The sequence below is a fragment of the Streptococcus pacificus genome, from assembly GCF_016481305.1.
In the GTDB taxonomy this organism is placed as follows: domain Bacteria; phylum Bacillota; class Bacilli; order Lactobacillales; family Streptococcaceae; genus Streptococcus; species Streptococcus pacificus.
Genome location: NZ_JAENBO010000007.1, coordinates 1 through 18,208, shown reverse-complemented (window position 1 = coordinate 18,208; position 18,208 = coordinate 1). Strand labels below are relative to the sequence as shown.

The 18,208-nt window shown below is 35.4% G+C and carries 12 protein-coding genes and 1 tRNA gene; 6 read left to right on the top strand and 7 right to left on the bottom strand.

The genetic code is table 11. From position 1 onward, the window contains the following. Nucleotides 1–39: 39 nt before the first annotated feature. Nucleotides 40–1,764, bottom strand: coding sequence for an Ig-like domain-containing protein (locus JHK62_RS07180; protein WP_199576092.1), 1,725 nt, complete (start codon nucleotides 1,762–1,764; stop codon nucleotides 40–42). Nucleotides 1,765–2,239: 475 nt separating this feature from the next. After that, nucleotides 2,240–2,310 (bottom strand) — tRNA-Cys (locus JHK62_RS07175). Between the two features lie 298 nt (nucleotides 2,311–2,608). Between JHK62_RS07175 and rpsB the strand changes: the two genes are divergently transcribed. The 4 genes from rpsB (at nucleotide 2,609) to JHK62_RS07155 (ending at nucleotide 7,582) form a co-directional block, all read left to right on the top strand. Beyond that, nucleotides 2,609–3,403 carry a 30S ribosomal protein S2 gene (rpsB, locus tag JHK62_RS07170; protein ID WP_199576091.1) on the top strand — a complete coding sequence of 265 codons (795 nt, stop codon included), beginning with the start codon at nucleotides 2,609–2,611 and terminating at the stop codon, nucleotides 3,401–3,403. Nucleotides 3,404–3,502: 99 nt separating this feature from the next. Then, a complete protein-coding gene (tsf, locus tag JHK62_RS07165) occupies nucleotides 3,503–4,540 on the top strand; it encodes a translation elongation factor Ts (RefSeq protein ID WP_199576090.1) in 1,038 nt (345 codons plus the stop codon). 136 nt (nucleotides 4,541–4,676) lie between these two features. Further along, nucleotides 4,677–5,141, top strand: coding sequence for a CtsR family transcriptional regulator (locus JHK62_RS07160; RefSeq protein ID WP_199576089.1), 465 nt, complete (start codon nucleotides 4,677–4,679; stop codon nucleotides 5,139–5,141). Then, nucleotides 5,138–7,582, top strand: coding sequence for an ATP-dependent Clp protease ATP-binding subunit (locus tag JHK62_RS07155; RefSeq protein ID WP_199576088.1), 2,445 nt, complete (start codon nucleotides 5,138–5,140; stop codon nucleotides 7,580–7,582). Before JHK62_RS07160 ends, JHK62_RS07155 begins: the two co-directional genes overlap by 4 nt. Nucleotides 7,583–7,633: 51 nt before the next feature. On the opposite strand, the gene JHK62_RS07150 is transcribed toward JHK62_RS07155, so the two are convergent. The 5 genes from JHK62_RS07150 to JHK62_RS07130 form a co-directional block, all read right to left on the bottom strand. Continuing rightward, the gene (locus tag JHK62_RS07150; protein ID WP_199576087.1) at nucleotides 7,634–8,278 is read right to left on the bottom strand and encodes a deoxynucleoside kinase; all 645 of its coding nucleotides are present in this window, start codon (nucleotides 8,276–8,278) and stop codon (nucleotides 7,634–7,636) included. A gap of 75 nt (nucleotides 8,279–8,353) precedes the next feature. Beyond that, nucleotides 8,354–9,340, bottom strand: coding sequence for a tRNA dihydrouridine synthase DusB (dusB, locus tag JHK62_RS07145; RefSeq protein ID WP_199576086.1), 987 nt, complete (start codon nucleotides 9,338–9,340; stop codon nucleotides 8,354–8,356). Next, nucleotides 9,327–10,199: an Hsp33 family molecular chaperone HslO gene (gene hslO / locus JHK62_RS07140; protein WP_199576085.1), complete on the bottom strand. Its 873-nt coding sequence runs from the start codon at nucleotides 10,197–10,199 to the stop codon at nucleotides 9,327–9,329. Before hslO ends, dusB begins: the two co-directional genes overlap by 14 nt. A gap of 122 nt (nucleotides 10,200–10,321) precedes the next feature. Further along, nucleotides 10,322–11,599 (bottom strand): toxic anion resistance protein, encoded by a 1,278-nt coding sequence (locus JHK62_RS07135; RefSeq protein WP_199576084.1) that lies wholly within the window; start codon nucleotides 11,597–11,599, stop codon nucleotides 10,322–10,324. An 11-nt stretch (nucleotides 11,600–11,610) separates the two neighbouring features. Then, nucleotides 11,611–12,417 carry a hypothetical protein gene (locus JHK62_RS07130; protein ID WP_199576083.1) on the bottom strand — a complete coding sequence of 269 codons (807 nt, stop codon included), beginning with the start codon at nucleotides 12,415–12,417 and terminating at the stop codon, nucleotides 11,611–11,613. A 261-nt stretch (nucleotides 12,418–12,678) separates the two neighbouring features. On the opposite strand from JHK62_RS07130, the gene JHK62_RS07125 reads away from it, so the two are divergent. Further along, nucleotides 12,679–13,971: an adenylosuccinate synthase gene (locus tag JHK62_RS07125; RefSeq protein ID WP_199576082.1), complete on the top strand. Its 1,293-nt coding sequence runs from the start codon at nucleotides 12,679–12,681 to the stop codon at nucleotides 13,969–13,971. 444 nt (nucleotides 13,972–14,415) lie between these two features. Further along, nucleotides 14,416–18,208 (top strand): Cna B-type domain-containing protein (locus JHK62_RS07120; RefSeq protein ID WP_199576081.1); only part of this gene is annotated, 3,793 nt, incomplete at its 3' end.

Genomic DNA, 18,208 nt, shown 5'->3' with positions numbered 1-18,208 from the left:
TTATATTTAACTATTTTAAAGAACTAGCTAAGTACGGTGTTAGTTCTTTTGTTGGCGTTTATAAACATAGAAACCAACAAGTCCAACAATTGCAATTCCAAAGACAATCAACAGACCATTATTATTTTCACCTGTTTTAGGCAATTTAGGTTTTTCAGTAGTCGTTGTTTTAGGTTCTTCTGTTGTAGTAGAAGTTGTTGTTTTAGGTTCTTCTGTTGTGGTAGAAGTTGTTGTTTTAGGTTCTTCTGTTGTAGTAGAAGTTGTTGTTTTAGGTTCTTCTGTTGTAGTAGAAGTTGTTGTTTTAGGTTCTTCTGTTGTAGTAGAAGTTGTTGTTTTAGGTTCTTCTGTTGTAGTAGAAGTCGTCGTTTTAGGTTCTTCTGTTGTAGTAGAAGTTGTTGTTTTAGGTTCTTCTGTTGTGGTAGAAGTCGTTGTTTTAGGTTCTTCTGTTGTGGTAGAAGTCGTTGTTTTAGGTTCTTCTGTTGTTGTAGTCGTTGTAGTTGTTATTTTTTCATTGATAATTGTTTTATTAGCTAATTTAGAGTTAGTATCAAAATCAGATTCACTAATAATAATATCATCAACCGGTTTATACCCATCAGGAACATTAGTCTCTTTAAGTATGTATTCGTCTTTTAGTAGTTTATCAATTGTTCCAACACCATTGTCGTCTGTTGTGATTTGTCCAACAGATAGCCCAGTTCTTTTTCTAATGACATCAAAAGTAACATCTTTAAGTGGTGTTCCGTCTTGGTCTGTTTTTTTAATTGATATTCCATACGTGTAACCGATAGCTTCACCACCAGCTGTTTGGAAAATATAGTTAAAAATTTCTTCTTTGTTTAAACCATTGTAACTAATAATAGTGGCTTTATTATTAAATTTTTCGCCGTCAATTGGTGCATGAGCAATTTTGACTTGATAACGAATTAAAAATCCCTGATCTGCTTGAATATCTCCAAAATTAATTGAGAAACTATTGCCAGTGAATGCAGCATTATACTGGTTAGTAACATCCTGAATGTTTAATAAAGACCAGTCACTTCTTTCATTGTTGTATTCCCAATTACCAGTATAGATAACTAAAGAATCTGGAATATATGAAAGATAAGGTTCAGTTAATTGATCAAGAATTTGTACACCAGGGAGTGCTTGTTTATCTCTATTTACTGCAATAAGATATTCAATGATTTGAGGGTCATCCTCATTTCTCCAACCTGATTTGCTTAATTTTCTGGGATGTGGGTTACCAATACCCTCATAATTAAATTTATCACCGGGGACTAATTTACCATTAACATCTAAAGATGCAGTAATATCTTTATTTTCCTTGAATTTATTGTGATCAACTCTAACATAAATATAAAGTGAACCACTGATATCTGAATTTTTTTCGACATAGTCGGTGTAAGTTAAGACTATTTGACGATTTGTTTTCACCTCAGCATTTGCTACGATTTCATCATCTTTAGTGAGAACTTTAAAATCTTGAGACATTGGTGAGAATTCAAGTTCTTCAGGAATAGTGATAACCGTTGTATCTCCAGATTTGACCTGGTTATTTGGTAATGTGAAATCAGCACCAATTCTGAATTGTTGCCACTGCCTAACACTTCCGGTGAGAGGATTACCTTCATTGTCTGTGACATAGACTTTGGTAACAACATCGCCAACTTCATCTGTTTTAACAGTTTCTCGACTGATTCCAAGTAACACTGGAATCAACAATACTAATGCTAAAAAATAAAAAGTTAATTTTTTCATCATAAAAAACTCTCCTATTAAATTTAACGATTACTAAACACACATCGTCATTGTTCATTATATATTGTTTTATTAATGAAGTCAATAATTATTGGGTTGTGGAGAACAGAAAAGAAACTTTCAAACTTTTAAAAAATTGTATGCCTTTAGGAATTTGTAATTAATTGTAACTAACCTTAAAACATAGCTTTTTTTAACAGAAAACCTGCCCTAAATTTACCCGAATTCTTTTTAATTTTATCTGCTTTTATTGTCTATGAAAATGAATAAAAATCAAAAGTAAGGCATCGAAGTAGCTATGTTGGAGAATGTGGATGATGTGTTGGTGGAGTTGTATAGGAAATAAAATAATTGTTTTCTTGCCCCAAATCTGCCCCAAATCTTTTTAGTTTCATCTAGTTTTAATTAGCGTTAAAAAATAAAAAACGCTCAACAGAGCGCTTTTTATTGTCTATGAAAATGAATGAAAATGAAAGTAAGGCGGTAATCGGATTCGAACCGACGATCAAGCTTTTGCAGAGCCGTGCCTTACCACTTGGCTATACCGCCACAAGTAATTATTCTAACGCAAAAATAAGATTTCGTCAAGTAAAAATATAAGAAGATTTTCTAGAAATTTCTTTATGAAGTTAATCGAAAATAAGTCGTTGACAAACAAGAAAATTAAGTTGTGCCAAGCAAAAAAATAGGGTAAAAGACTTGTTAATTTGATATTTTTTTGTTATGATAGTTAGGTCATTTATTGTGACAAATACTCATCTTGAATGAATTGTGACCTTGTTGCTCGTAAGAGTGGGGTTGCAAGTTGAAGTTTGAGAGAGGAAAAAACAAAAAAGGAGAAATACTCATGGCAGTAATTTCAATGAAACAACTTCTTGAGGCTGGTGTTCACTTTGGTCACCAAACTCGTCGCTGGAACCCTAAGATGGCTAAGTACATCTTTACAGAACGTAACGGTATCCACGTTATTGACCTTCAACAAACGGTTAAATTAGCAGATCAAGCATACGAATTTGTTCGTGACGCTGCAGCTAATGACGCTGTTATCTTGTTTGTAGGAACTAAAAAACAAGCAGCAGATGCTATTAAAGAAGAAGCACTTCGTGCAGGTCAATACTACATTAACCATCGTTGGTTAGGTGGTACTTTAACAAACTGGGACACCATCCAAAAACGTATTAAACGCCTTAAAGAAATTAACAAAATGGAAGAAAACGGTACATTTGACGTTCTTCCTAAAAAAGAAGTATCACTTCTTAATAAACAACGTGATCGTTTAGAAAAATTCTTGGGTGGTATTGCAGATATGCCTCGCATTCCAGATGTGATTTATATTGTTGACCCTCATAAAGAACAAATCGCTGTTAAAGAAGCTAAGAAATTAGGTATTCCAGTAGTGGCTATGGTTGACACAAATGCTGATCCAGATGATATTGATATCATCATCCCAGCAAATGACGATGCTATTCGTGCTGTTAAACTGATTACTGGTAAATTAGCAGATGCTGTTATCGAAGGTCGTCAAGGTGAAGACTCAATGGAAGCTGTTGCTGACGAAATGGCAACTGAAGAAGTAAATGAAGAAGCATCAGCAGAATCAATTGAAAAACTTGTTGAAGTTGTTGAAGGGTCAAACGAGTAATCGTTTCCTTTAACAAGGACGTCTATAAACGGGGCAGAAATAGCAAACCGCTCTGTCTCGTTTTTCATTAGAAATAATATAGCATGGAGGAAATTTAAAATGGCAATTACTGCAGCTCAAGTAAAAGAATTACGTGAAAAAACTGGTGCCGGTGTTATGGATGCTAAAAAAGCATTAGTTGAAACAGACGGTGACATGGAAAAAGCAATCGAGTTTCTTCGTGAAAAAGGGATGGCTAAAGCTGCTAAAAAAGCAAGCCGTGTTGCTGCTGAAGGTTTAACCGGTGTTTATGTTAATGGTAATGTTGCAGCATTAGTTGAAGTGAACTCTGAAACAGACTTTGTTGCAAAAAATGACCAATTCGTTTCTTTGGTTAATGAAACTGCTCAAATTATTGGTGATAACAAACCAGCTAACAACGAAGAAGCGCTTAAATTAACAGTTGCTTCAGGTGAAACTTTGGAAGAAGCTTACATTAAAGCCACAGCAACTATCGGAGAAAAAATTTCATTCCGTCGTTTTGCTCTTGTTGAAAAAGAAGATAACCAAGTTTTTGGTGCTTACCAACATAATGGTGGTCGTATTGGTGTTATCACTGTTCTTGAAGGTGAAGATGGTGCTCTTGCTAAATCAGTAGCAATGCATGTTGCTGCGATGAAACCAACTGTTCTTTCATATAATGACCTTAGTGAAGAATTCGTTCATGATGAATTAGCACAATTAAATCACAAAATTGAACTTGATAACGAAAGTCGTGCTATGGTTAATAAACCAGCCCTACCATTCCTTAAATACGGTTCAAAAGCACAATTAACAGACAGCGTTCTTGCTGAAGCTGAAGCAGCCATTAAAGAAGAACTTAAAGCTGAAGGTAAACCAGAAAAAATCTGGGATAAAATTATTCCAGGTAAAATGGATCGCTTCATGCTTGATAACACTCAAGTGGACCAACAATACACTTTACTTGCTCAAGTTTATATTATGGACGACAGCAAAACAGTGGAACAATTCCTTGAGTCACAAAATGCAAAAGTGGTTGCCTTCACACGTTTTGAAGTGGGAGAAGGTATTGAAAAAGCTGCAAACGACTTTGAAAGTGAAGTTCAAGCAACAATGGCTGCGGCACTTAACAAATAATCACTCAAAAGATGGGGTCTCCCATCTTTTTTTATTCTTGAGAGAACTTTGCTGGATTAGTTTTTTTGGTTTTCAAATAAGAGTATTTTCGGTATAATAGTCAGAGATAGTCAAAGATAATAGAGAGGAGTTTGATATGAGTTCTAAAAATATATCTGATATAATTGAAGAATATATTAAACAGATATTAGCGCAAACAGGAATTGCCGAAATCAGACGTTCCAGCTTAGCTGATACCTTTCAAGTTGTTCCTAGTCAGATTAATTATGTGATTAAGACCCGTTTCCCCGAGAGTAAAGGTTATATTGTTGAAAGTAAACGAGGTGGAGGCGGCTATATCAGAATTGCTAAAGTTCGTTATTCTGATAAACATCAAATGTTAAGAGAGTTATCAGAAACAATTGGTGAACGAATTAGTGAGCAAGTTTTCACAGATTTGATTCAAGTTTTATTTGATGAGGGCATTATCAGTGAACGAGAAGGAAACTTAGTACTTGCTACCTCGATTGATGATGTGCTAGGTAGTTTTGCGCCTCAAATTCGTGCTCGTATGCTTCGAAAAATATTACAACAACTAGATAGAAAAGGACCCCGTTTATGATTCAGTACTCCCCTAAAATGCATGATGTCTTTAAACAGGCACAATATCAAGCTGCAAGATTTGATAGCTTGTATCTCGAAAGTTGGCACGTTTTACTAGCAATGGTTTATGTCCCAGATTCTATTGCCGGTCACGTTTTTTTAGAGTTTGATAGCCTTGTCCCAGCAAGAGCCTATGAAGAGGCAGCTAGATTAGCTGTTAATAAAACGCCTAAAGAAAGAGTCAAGGGCTTAACATTTTTTGAACAATCAAAAGCATTAGCACACACCCTAAGATTTGCCCAAGCCATTAGTCAAGTTACTGGAGATGAAGAGGTGGGGACAGAACATGTTTTATTTTCCATGTTGTTGCATCTTGATTTACTGTCAACTCGTCTCTTAGAATTAGCTGGCTTTAAGATGAAAGATAGTGATGCCAAATTACGCTTGATTGACCTGCGAAAATCTTTGGAGCGCCATGCCGGCTTTTCTAAGGAAGATTTGAAGAATATCCAACAATTATTAAAACCAACTAAAAATAAAAGCAGTCATTTTTCTGATTTGATGAAACCTCCTTCTTCTGTTGGAGAATTATCTGAATTTACCAGAGATTTGACTGAATTGGCACGTTTAGGAGAACTTGATCCAGTTATTGGACGTGACAAAGAAATCACACGAATGATTCAAATTTTAAGTCGTAAAACCAAAAACAATCCTGTTTTAGTCGGTGATTCTGGTGTTGGTAAAACAGCTCTTGCTTATGGTTTAGCTCAGCGTATTGTAACGAGTGATGTACCATATGAAATTGCAGACATGAGAGTATTAGAACTTGACATGATGAGTGTTGTGGCTGGGACTCGTTTCCGTGGTGATTTTGAAGAGCGTATGAATCAAATTATCGATGACATTGAGGCTGATGGTCACATTATTCTCTTTATTGATGAACTTCACACAATTATGGGTTCTGGCAGTGGGATTGATAGTACACTTGATGCTGCCAATATTTTAAAACCAGCTCTTGCAAGAGGCACTTTGAGAGCGGTTGGGGCGACAACTCAAGAAGAGTATCAAAAGCATATTGAAAAAGATGCAGCACTTTCTCGCCGCTTTGCTAAAGTTTTGATAGAAGAGCCAAGTGTTGACGATGCTTATCAGATTCTATTGGGTTTAAAGAAAAGTTATGAATTATATCATAACGTTACTATTAGTGATGTCGCAGTTAAAACGGCTGTTCAACTGGCTCATCGTTACCTAACGAATAAAAATTTACCTGATTCAGCCATTGATTTACTAGACGAAGCAAGTGCGACAGTCCAATCTCTAGTGAAAAAAACAGACCCAGAAGTCTTAACGAAAGCTGATAAAGCCTTAATGGCTGGGAAATTAAGTCAAGTGGCTAAGTGGTTAGCCAAAGAAGAGGACCAAACGACTTTAGAGCCTGTTGCTGTTGATGAAGAACATATCAAGAAAACACTGAGCCAGCTCTCAGGGATTCCTGTCACCAAGCTCACTCAAACAGATGCACAGCGTTACCTTAACCTTGAAAAAGAACTTCATAAGCGCGTGGTAGGTCAAGACATGGCTGTCTCTAGCATTAGTCGTGCCATCAGACGCAATCAATCTGGGATTAGAACTGGCAAACGTCCTATTGGTTCCTTTATGTTTCTTGGACCAACCGGGGTTGGTAAAACGGAATTGGCAAAAGCTTTGGCTGAAGTCTTATTTGATGATGAGTCAGCACTTATTCGTTTTGATATGAGTGAGTACATGGAGAAATTCTCCGCTAGCCGTCTAAATGGTGCGCCTCCAGGCTACGTCGGCTATGATGAGGGTGGGGAGTTGACTGAGAAAGTTCGCAACAAACCCTATTCAGTTCTTCTTTTTGATGAGGTGGAAAAAGCCCATCCTGATATTTTTAATGTCTTACTACAAGTGTTGGATGATGGTGTTTTAACAGATAGTAGAGGTCGAAAGGTTGATTTTTCAAATACCATTATTATAATGACAAGTAACCTTGGAGCAACTGCTCTTCGTGATGATAAGACAGTTGGATTTGGTGCTAAGGATTATTCTAATGACCATGACGCTATGCAAAAACGAATTATGGAAGAGTTGAAGAAGGCCTATCGTCCAGAATTTATCAACCGTATTGATGAAAAAATCGTCTTCCACAGTTTAAGATCAGAACATATGCGTGCTATTGTTAAGATTATGGTAACCCCTCTTATTAAAACATTGGCAGAAAAATCAATAACACTTAAATTCCAGCCATCTGCTTTAGATTATCTAGCTAAAGAAGGTTATGATAGTGAAATGGGAGCAAGACCATTACGTCGTACCCTACAAGAAAAGGTTGAAGATCATTTATCAGAATTGATTTTATCTGGAGAATTAGCTTCCGGAGATACTTTGAAAATCGGAACAAGACAAAAACAATTAAACTTTACAATCGTACATCCGTAATTGAAAAACACCTTGAGACTAGTCTCAAGGTGTTTTAATTGGTATTCAAATTTAATCTAATAAATCAAGCTCTCTTAATTGGTTGTCTACCATATCAAAGATGGTTTGTAAATCCTCAGGATTTTCAATGAAGTCAAGTTCATCACCACTGATTTTAATTTTTGGTGAGACGTTGTAGTTTTCATACCATTCAGGATATTCACCGTGAACTTGTTTGTAATAATTGTACAATTCAGGATTATCAGCAATTTGTTCAAAATCTCGACCACGCTTTTTAATACGCTCCAACATTTTTTCAAATGAGACATCAATATAAATGAGTAAGTCGGGTCTCTTTTTAGGCATACCTTCTAACTCTTCTAACATGTTTTCCAACAATTCCTTGTAAATATTGAGTTCTGTTTCTGTAACGTTGCCGTTTTTGTAGTTGATTGTTAGAAATAATTCATCTTCAAAAATAGAGCGATCCAAAATGTTATTATCTTCTTTATAGGCGTCTTTAATGGATTTGAACCGTTTGTTTAAGAAAAAGATTTGTAATAAAAAGGCATATTTTTTCGGATCTTGATAATAGAGATCTAAAACGGGGTTATTATCAACGGCCTCATAAAAGACTTCTGTGCCTAAATGTTCTCCAAGTGCTGCTGCGAGGGAGCTTTTCCCAGCTCCAATGGTTCCTGCTAATACAATCAACATACTTCTCCTAACTATATATGACGTTCTTATTTTATAAAAAAATGCTTATTTTTTCAAGAGGCTAGAGGTTTTTCTTTAAAGACTTACGCGTGCTTGCTGAAAGAGTTCTTCAATTTCCTCAATAGTTTCTGCTCTTGAAACAGCTCCACGGATTTTTGCAGCTCCAGCTGTTCCTCGTAAGTAATGTGGAGCAAGTCCTCTAAATTCACGAACAGCAATGTGCTCTCCTTTCAGAGAAGCAAGGCGTGTCAAGTGATCAAAAGCAATATCTAATTTTTTCTCAAATGGTAAATCAGGCAAGATTTCACCTGTTTCAAAGTAATGATTGATTTGAGTAAAGATGTAAGGGTTATTCATTGCTGCGCGTCCAATCATCACTGCATCTGTGCCAATTTCATCAATCATATAAGCGGCATCTTGCACAGTCTTGATATCCCCATTACCGATAAAGGGTACTTTGGTGATAGCTTTTGCCACTCTTTTTAAAGTGTCGTGGTCACAATGGCCAGTATACATTTGCTCCCTAGTTCTTCCATGCATAGCTAAGGCAGAAACACCTGCCGATTCAGCAGCCAAGGCATTTTCAACAGCTAGTGAGCTGTCTGCCCAACCAGTTCTCATTTTAACCGTCAAAGGAATATCAAGAACAGATTTCACTGTTTTAACCACTGAGTAGATTTTCTCAGGATCCTTTAGCCATTTAGCACCGGCCTCATTTTTAACCACTTTATTAACGGGGCAACCCATATTGATATCAACAAGGTCAGCCTTGGTATTTTTTTGAATGAATTCAGCCGCTCTTGCTAAACTATCACCATCACTACCAAACAGTTGAATGGAAACAGGATGCTCCTCCCCATCAATATGAAGCATGTGTAGCGTTTTTTCATTGTTGTATTGAATCCCTTTATCTGAGACCATCTCCATAACCACAAGACCAGACCCAAACTCTTTAGCAATCGTTCTAAATGCTGAGTTTGTCACCCCAGCCATAGGGGCCAAGACGGTTCTGTGTGGCACATGGATATCTCCAATCATAAATGGGCTATTAAGATTTGTCATTGATTATCTTCTCCAATTCTTCTTCGTCAAAGGTGTAGACAGTGCCACAAAATTGGCAGATAATTTCGGCACCATGGTCTTCATCCTTCATTTCTTGCAAGTCAGTTTTTCCAAGTGTTGCTAGGGCATTTTGGAATCGTTCTTTCGAGCAATCGCATTGAAATGATAGGTTATCTTCTGAGAGTCGTTTAAAAGCTTCATCGCCATAGATAGCGTCTAAAAGGGCTTCAATATGATTTTTTGATGCCAAGAGACTAGAAATGGCTGGCATTTCTTGGATGCGTTTTTCATAGCGAGTAATCGCTTCTTCTGGGGCCCCAGGTAAGACTTGTAGCATAAAACCCCCTGCCACTTTCACCTGATCATTATCATCTAATAAGACATTTAGGCCAACTGCAGAAGGGGTTTGTTCACTCTCTGTGAGGTAATAGGCAAAGTCTTCACCAATTTCTCCAGTGATGAGAGGAGTGGTTGAAGTGTAGGGTTTCCCGGTACCATAATCTGTGATAACAACAAAGTGGCCATTGCCCATAAGAGGTCCAACAACCACTTCACCAGTAGCTGTTTTTTTGATGTCAATTCCCTTGTTTTGGATATAGCCTTTGACATGCCCATTGGTATCAGCAACAGAAATAACGTGGCCAAAAGAACTATCACCAATCACTTTAACAGTAATTTTACTGTCTCCTTTTTGATTAGCAGCCAATATTTGAGTAGCAATTAAAGTACGACCAAGCGCAACTGTTGAACTTGCTAGGGTTTGATGTCTTTTTTGAGCTTCTCTTACGGTTTGTGTGCTGTCTAACACATAGGCACGAAAATAACCAGAAGCTGATATTGTCTTGATTAATTTATCCATAACTTACATTATACCACAATATCTCATGTTTTAGCAGATTGTTTTTTCTTGAAAAAATAGGAATTTATTGAGGTGAAAGATAAAAAAACAAGCCATCACTGTGACTTGTTTTTGTTTGTGTTTTAGCTAACTTCTTCGCTACCAGAACTATCTTCAACATTTTCTTGTGCTTGTTTGCCTTCGTTTAAGAGCGCCTTGATGATTTTTTCATCTCGTAATTTGACGGTATCGTTGATGGTTTCTGCGGATTTGATAATAGCTGTTTCTAATTGAGCACGTTGTTTTCTACCGTTATCAATTGCTGCAATGATACCATTGTTTTGCGCCACTAAACTCTCAGCAAGACTTGTGACAGAAGAAATAGAAAGGGTCGGACTTTGTGCGGTTCGCTCAAGTACTGGAATAGCTTCTTTACTGGTTTCAGCAAGCATTTGAAGGGCGGCATTGTTGGCATTGACGATTGCGTCTGCTGTCGCTCCTGATTTAACAGATTGTTGCAAGACACCTAACTGAGCGATTGACAATTTCATGGTTGGGATGGTATTGCGACGAAGCATACCCAGTTTTTGACGCATATCAGAAGAAACTTTAACAAGATTTCTCATTTGAGGCGTTGTTGCCCATGCCACATAGAGACGACTCATATATTCTGTGTGTTGTTGTTCCAAAGTATTAATCACTTCAGTCATTCTTGCTAATTCTTCAGATTTCATATGAAATTCTGGTGTTGCACTGTCAAGGGTGGCAATTTCGGTTTGGAGATTTTGTGCGCGTTTAGCACTTTCTTGTTGACTGGCTTCAATAAAAGCAATGACACCAACAAGGTTTTCAATAGATTTGGTGTTGTCTTCAATTAGTATTTCAGCAGAAACAATATTTCTGGCTAACATCTCTTCTTGTTTAACAATGGTTGCTGCCATACTATTCATTTTCTGCTCGATATTTTGGGCATCAAAATAGAATTCTTGAAGGGTATTGCGACCTTGCTTAAATAATTTTTGGATGAAATTTGGTTTTTTCTCCAAATCTACCGGTGTCACATCTTTATATTTGACGACAAAACCATTGAGTTCACGGTTGGTGGTTTGTAGCAAGTCATCAACCTGAGGAATTTCCAATTTCTTTTGCTCAGATAAAATATGATTAACCGTATTATTGACTTCTTCAACGGCAGATTGACCAAAGTCCAACAAGGCATTCTGGTCAGCAATGAAATTATCAACTAACTGAGGTGTTCTTTCCATAATAGCGTCTTGTTGCTCAGCACTGAGTTTCTCTAAAAATGAGATTTGTCCTGCTTTATCTGAACTATTATCAAGAATAATATCAGTTGTTTTGTCTGTTTTAACCAACTCATTATTGGCAATTTTATCAATATCAAAATGGAATGTATCTGACATGGGGAGCTCCTTTAGCTAGTTTTTTTATGTTGCATCATGCGTAGACTAATCTCAAAATCTTTCAATTCACTTTCGTTGAGTTGACGAAGGGTTTCGTCTAAGTCTAAATCAAATTTTTCAATGGCTTCTTTAGCTTGCGCCAAACGTTCATCGGCATTGTAATAATCTTTTGGATTAGCTTTGATTTTGAGGTAACCAGATAAAATATCTTCAAAGCGTTTCATATTGCTTTGATGGATGGCGATTAATTCCTCGTGATTATCTGCTTGTTTAATTTTTTCCAGAATGGTTAAGTTATCTTTTTGGATGTTGTGGTAGCATTCACTGAGCTCAGGAGCTAGATGGAGGATATTTTTTTCTTCATCTGTTTCTGGTAGATCAGGGGACAATCCGAGTTTTTCCAATTGTTCTTGGATATCTAGTCTGGTAGTATGGACTTTCTTAATAATCCTTTTGTAAACGAGTGGCTCGATTTCTTTTTTTAATCGATCGGCTTCATCCTTAATATGTGTTAATTGTGGGAGGATTTGTTTCACTGAATCAAGGTAGTCATCCCATTTTTCTTTTTCTTGGTATTTTTCTAGTTTCTTAAGTTTTTTATCAGTTAGTTTAATATAAGCTTTTAATTCTTGAATTTCTAAGCTATCACTAATTTGCTCTGCTTTTTTATGCTGGATGGGTGTTGCTTTGCTTTTCTTCCACCATTGAAAAAGGCCAAAACCTATAGCTGCAGCTACAACGAAGGGGATGGCTATCTGTATCGCATAAACTAATACAATTAGAAAAATAATCTTTCCTAATAAACTTGTCTTTCTCATTATTTATCCTTTACTAACGTTTAATAGTTGATATTATTGTAACGCAATCTTACTGTTATGACAATGAAAAGCATGAAAAATGCACATGTTTTTTACTAGATAGTAAAGGACTATGAAAAAAGAAGTTTCTCCCATTGTCTGTTGAAAAAAACACCATAATTTCATATAATAGGTAAGGTGATACGCTTGTAGGTGAAACTCCTACCATGATTATCAAGAAAGGATTTAGCACACGATTATATCGTGCTAGGATTCATTATTATGACTTCAGTAGTAGTAGTAGGTACCCAGTGGGGAGATGAAGGAAAAGGGAAAATAACTGATTTTCTATCATCAGATGCAGAAGTAATTGCGCGTTATCAAGGTGGTGATAATGCTGGTCATACTATCGTTATCGATGGTAAAAAATTCAAACTCCATCTGATTCCATCAGGCATTTTCTTCCCTGAAAAAATCTCAGTGATTGGCAATGGTATGGTAGTTAACCCAAAATCATTAGTAGAAGAATTAAAATACCTTCATGAAGAAGGGGTAACAACAGACAATCTTCGTATTTCAGATAGAGCTCATGTGATTTTACCTTATCATATTAAGCTGGACCAACTACAAGAAACTTCAAAAGGGGATAATAAGATTGGAACAACCAACAAAGGGATTGGACCAGCTTATATGGATAAAGCAGCACGTGTAGGTATTCGTATTGCTGATTTGCTTGATAAGGATATTTTTGCGGAGCGTCTGCGTATTAATCTTGAAGAAAAAAATCGTCTCTTTGAAAAAATGTATGAGTGTGAATTATCTTCGTTTGATGAGATTTTTGAAGAGTATTATGCATATGGGCAACAAATTAAACAATATGTTACCGATACGTCTGTCATTTTAAATGATGCCCTTGATAAAGGGAAACGTGTCTTATTTGAAGGGGCACAAGGGGTCATGCTTGATATTGACCAAGGAACTTATCCGTTTGTAACCTCTTCTAATCCGGTTGCCGGAGGAGTAACGATTGGTTCAGGAGTTGGACCAAGTAAAATCAATAAAGTGGTTGGTGTCTGCAAGGCCTACACTAGCCGCGTTGGTGATGGACCGTTCCCAACAGAATTATTTGATTCTACAGGAGATCGCATCCGTGAAATCGGTCATGAATATGGTACCACTACAGGTCGCCCACGCCGTGTCGGTTGGTTTGACTCTGTTGTTATGAGACATAGTCGTCGTGTATCAGGGATTACCAATCTATCATTAAACTCGATTGATGTCTTATCAGGTCTTGACACTGTTAAGATCTGTGTGGCTTATGACTTAGATGGTGAACGTATTGATTACTACCCAGCTAGTCTTGATAAGTTGAAACGTTGCCAACCGATTTATGAAGAACTACCAGGTTGGTCAGAAGATATTACTGGTGTAAGGCGTTTAGAGGACTTACCAGAAAATGCTAGAAACTACATTCGTCGTGTCAGTGAGTTGGTTGGCGTTCGTATTTCTACTTTCTCTGTTGGACCAGATCGCGACCAAACTAATATCCTTGAAAGTGTTTGGGGTAGTATTTAAAGTGACTTGACGAAACTGAAATCTTTTAAGGGTAAAATTGAGAGTAATATTATATTAGACTAGGATCTACCAAAAATGTTTTTGGTAGATTTTTTTGTGAACCTTAATAATATTAGCTAAATTAAGACTCGTTAAAATGATAATTTTCTAGATTAGTTCTTACTAGAATTTTGAGGTCTATTTAATATGTGGTTATTATTTTATTATCGATAACTTTGTTGTTTTGTATTAATTTTAAATTATTGTTTGCTGTTCATAGGATAAAATGCATAAAAGCATTGATAATAAAGCGTTTGTGTGGTATGATTGATTTAGGAATTATAAAATGAAAACATAAATATGAAAATTTCAGAATATTTTCAAAAGTAGGTTTAATGAACGGAGGAAAAACATAATATAAAAAATTATTTAGAAATAAATCATATTTAGAGAGAGGAAAAGACAATGATCAAGAATATAAAACAAGTACTTTGTTTGCTATTTTTATCGCTAATAACGGTATTAGGGCTTGGTTTACTAAGTCAAACTGTATATACTGAAGGTGTAGGAGCATCTACTACTAATCTTAATGAATTGTTGATTCAGGCTGATGTCGATGCTGAAACGGACCCTCAGGGAAATTATATTGTATATCCAAATGGTGATTATGATGTAATATTTAGGTTTGCTGAAAATCAAACAAAGCAATTTAGTGATGAAGAAGAATTAATATATACTCTTCCAGACGGCTTATCAGTGGGGCCAGTTGGAGAAACTTCATTTTCCATTCATATTATTGATAGTGAAGGTGAAGTAGATGTTAATGATAATATCTATAGAGTTGAAGGAAATCAATTAAAGGTAAGATTTAATCAAAATGACCCTAACTATTCACGATTAACAAAAGTAGCAAATATTGAGTTTATGATTGAAATAAGGGGTAGAATTTCTGAAAATGTTAGTGAGATTCAATTTAATGAAAATATCATAAAAAAATTTACTATAAATGTAGATTCAGATATAACTATTGAAAAAGAAGGCTCCTACGATAAAACAACAGGAATGGTTAATTATAAATTAATCATCAAATCCAAAGGCATAAATAAAAATGTTGTTATCTCTGATATTATCAGCGGGACTGCTTTAACTTTTAATAATGATGTCGTTATTACGTCAAATAAAACGAATCCAGTGGCACATCAAACAACGCAAGTAGGAAATGGGTTTGAAACAAGAATCGAAAGACTAGGTCATGAAGAAGAAATCATTGTTCAATATAGTGCTACAGTAGATCATGATCTTATTGCAGAAAAGGGAACAGTAGAAGAAACTAAGAACACCGCTAGTGTCCAAAGCGACAAAGTTCCTGATGCAAAGAGTATTGATTTTGATTTGAAAGATAAAATTGATTTTTCTATGCTCTCAAAGAGAGTCCTAAAAAAAGAGGATAAAGGGAATAATATCTACGAAATAACTTGGAAGCTTGATATAAATAGTTTTATGCATAAGACTATGGGTGGCGAAGTTATCTTTGATAAAATTACTGATGTCTCTAGTAAAAGAATGGGTTATTCAGGCCAAGGCATTCAAATTACTGTTACAAAACCAGATGGCTCTACAGAAATTAGAAATATTCCTTGGTCACAACTAGATACAACTACCGCTGATGGAAAACTAAATTCTTGGAAATATACAATTCCACAGAGTGATGGCAAATTCAAATATGAAATTGTATATTCTTCAGAAGTTGATATGACAGGTGCTCCTGGGACACTTAATTTTAAAAATAATGTTATCCTTGGAAATTATAGCAGCGGTGCCTCTACTAATATTGAAGGTAATCAAATAGCCACAACATTATCTAAAGAAGCGATTGAAGTATCGTCTGAAAAAATTAAGTGGCAAATTACTATCAAGGACTTTATTGGTCAAGGACATGATGGTCAGGCTTTTATAGTAGATGACTTACCAAAATTTGAACACAATGGTAAATGGTTAAAAGATTTATTTGATGAGACAGATTTATCTAAAATCAAAGTGACAGGTTTACAAGATCAGGAAAGCTTTAAAATTGTCCGCTCAAGTAATTCTCCAAATAGAAATACAATATCTATACATTTTTACAAAGATAGTGATAAGAAAAAAGCTGGTTTAAATCCAACCCCAGATGGTAAGCCTAGAGATATAGTGTTGACTTTGGAAACGGAAGTTAACCAAGATTGGCTAGATTATGCAGCATCAGTTGGTTATAAAACGGATGAAATTCATACTAATAACATATCATTTAGAATGAATACTGCTCAAGGAGAACAAATTATTTTAGGAGCATATGCAAAAGCGATTCCTAAAAAGCAGAGCCTTAAAAAAGAATATATTGAAAAATCAACCGTTGAAATAAATGGTATTAATTACCCTATATATAAATATAAATTAACACTAGAAGGTTCATCAGAAGAGACAGCAGTTCTTCAAGATAAATTTGACACAGCCTATTTAAAATACTATCTTGATAAAGGTGTTCAAGTTAGAGGATTGGATATAAATGGCAATACTGTTGAGGGTGGGGATGCTGATGTTGTTTCTACAAATGAAGGAATAGAAATAAGTCTTAAAAATTTACCTAAAGATGGAAATTATCTATATCCAAAATATGAAGTGTTTTACTATTTGATACCTAAAGATAAGGCCACTCTTGATGAATTAAATAATAAAGCTTTAACAATGGATGAAGGGTATCCTCTTAAAAACGTTGCTTCTTGGGCAGGATTAACCTCAGATACTGTTGTTGCTAATCATACCTATTCACCATTTGTTGAAAAGAGTTTGATAGTTGAGCCAACAATTGATAACGGTTATATTGCAACTTTTAATATTGATGTTAATAAAGAAGGTAGAGATTTAATTACTAATTCAGATAAACTCACTTTGACAGATAAATTATCTGATAATTTGAGAATCAAGTTAGATTCTATAAAAATTAGTCCAGATTCTCAAGATGTTAACATAGGCTATGATAAAGAAACAAATACGTTAACATTTAATAATCTTCCAGATAATCAAAAGTTAACAATTACTTATGACGTTAGAGTTTTAGGTAAAGGGACTGCCACTTACTCTAATACTGCCACCTTAGAAGGTAAATCTAGTAAAATTAAAAGAACAGTGAAAATTGAAACCACTGGGGGTGGAACAGGTAGTAATCCAAGTATTACAATTATAAAGAGTGATAAAGATGATTATTCTAAAAAATTAGAAGGTGTAGAGTTCCAGTTATTTGAAATTGTTAACAATCAAGAATCAGCTATTAAAGATAAAAATGGTAATGATGTCAAATTTGTAACTGATGAGAATGGTAAATTTATTATTCAAGGTGACCAACATAATTTAGGTTGGGTACTTTGGACGGACAAAGAGTACCTTCTTAAAGAAACTAAAACGGTTAAGGGTTATGATATTACAAAAACTGAAGATATCAGATTCACACTTAAAAAACAAGTGGAGAATAATACACAGTATTCAATCGTTGGAGATAAGATTGATGTTGCAAATGAAAGACCTAAAACCGAAGTATCTGTTCAGAAAAAATGGTTGAGCTCTTCTACACATCATCCAGATATCTATTTAAAATTATATCGTCAAGTAGAAGGTGGTCAGCTTGAAGAGGTTCCTGAAGCAAATGTTAAAAAATTAGAGAATGGAACAACTAAAGCAATTTGGACCAATTTATTTGAGAAAGATTTAAAAGATCGCAAATACATCTACAGTGTTAAAGAAGTTGATGAAAACAATGGCAAAATCCAACTGAATGGGGATGATTATCTAGTAACGTATGGTGGTTCCTCTGATAAAGGCCTTGTAGTTACAAACAAAAAGATAATCACTATTTCTGGAACAAAAACTTGGGATGACGCTAATAACCAAGATGGTAAGCGACCAGAAAAAGTTACCATTATTCTTTTAGCGGATGATGAAGAAGTAGATAGACAGGAAGTTTCTGCAGCAAACGGTTGGCAATACCAGTTCGACAATCTTCCAGAATCAAAAGGTGATAAGAAAATTCACTATACTGTCAAGGAAGAGTCTGTAGAAGGTTATAAATCAAAAGTTACAGGATATGATATTACTAATACCCACTTACCAAGTGTGACACAAATTTCAGGTAAGAAAATTTGGGATGATGCTAATAACCAAGATGGTAAACGTCCAACAGAAGTTGTTGTTAATCTGTTAGCCAATGGACAACCAACAGGTGATAAAG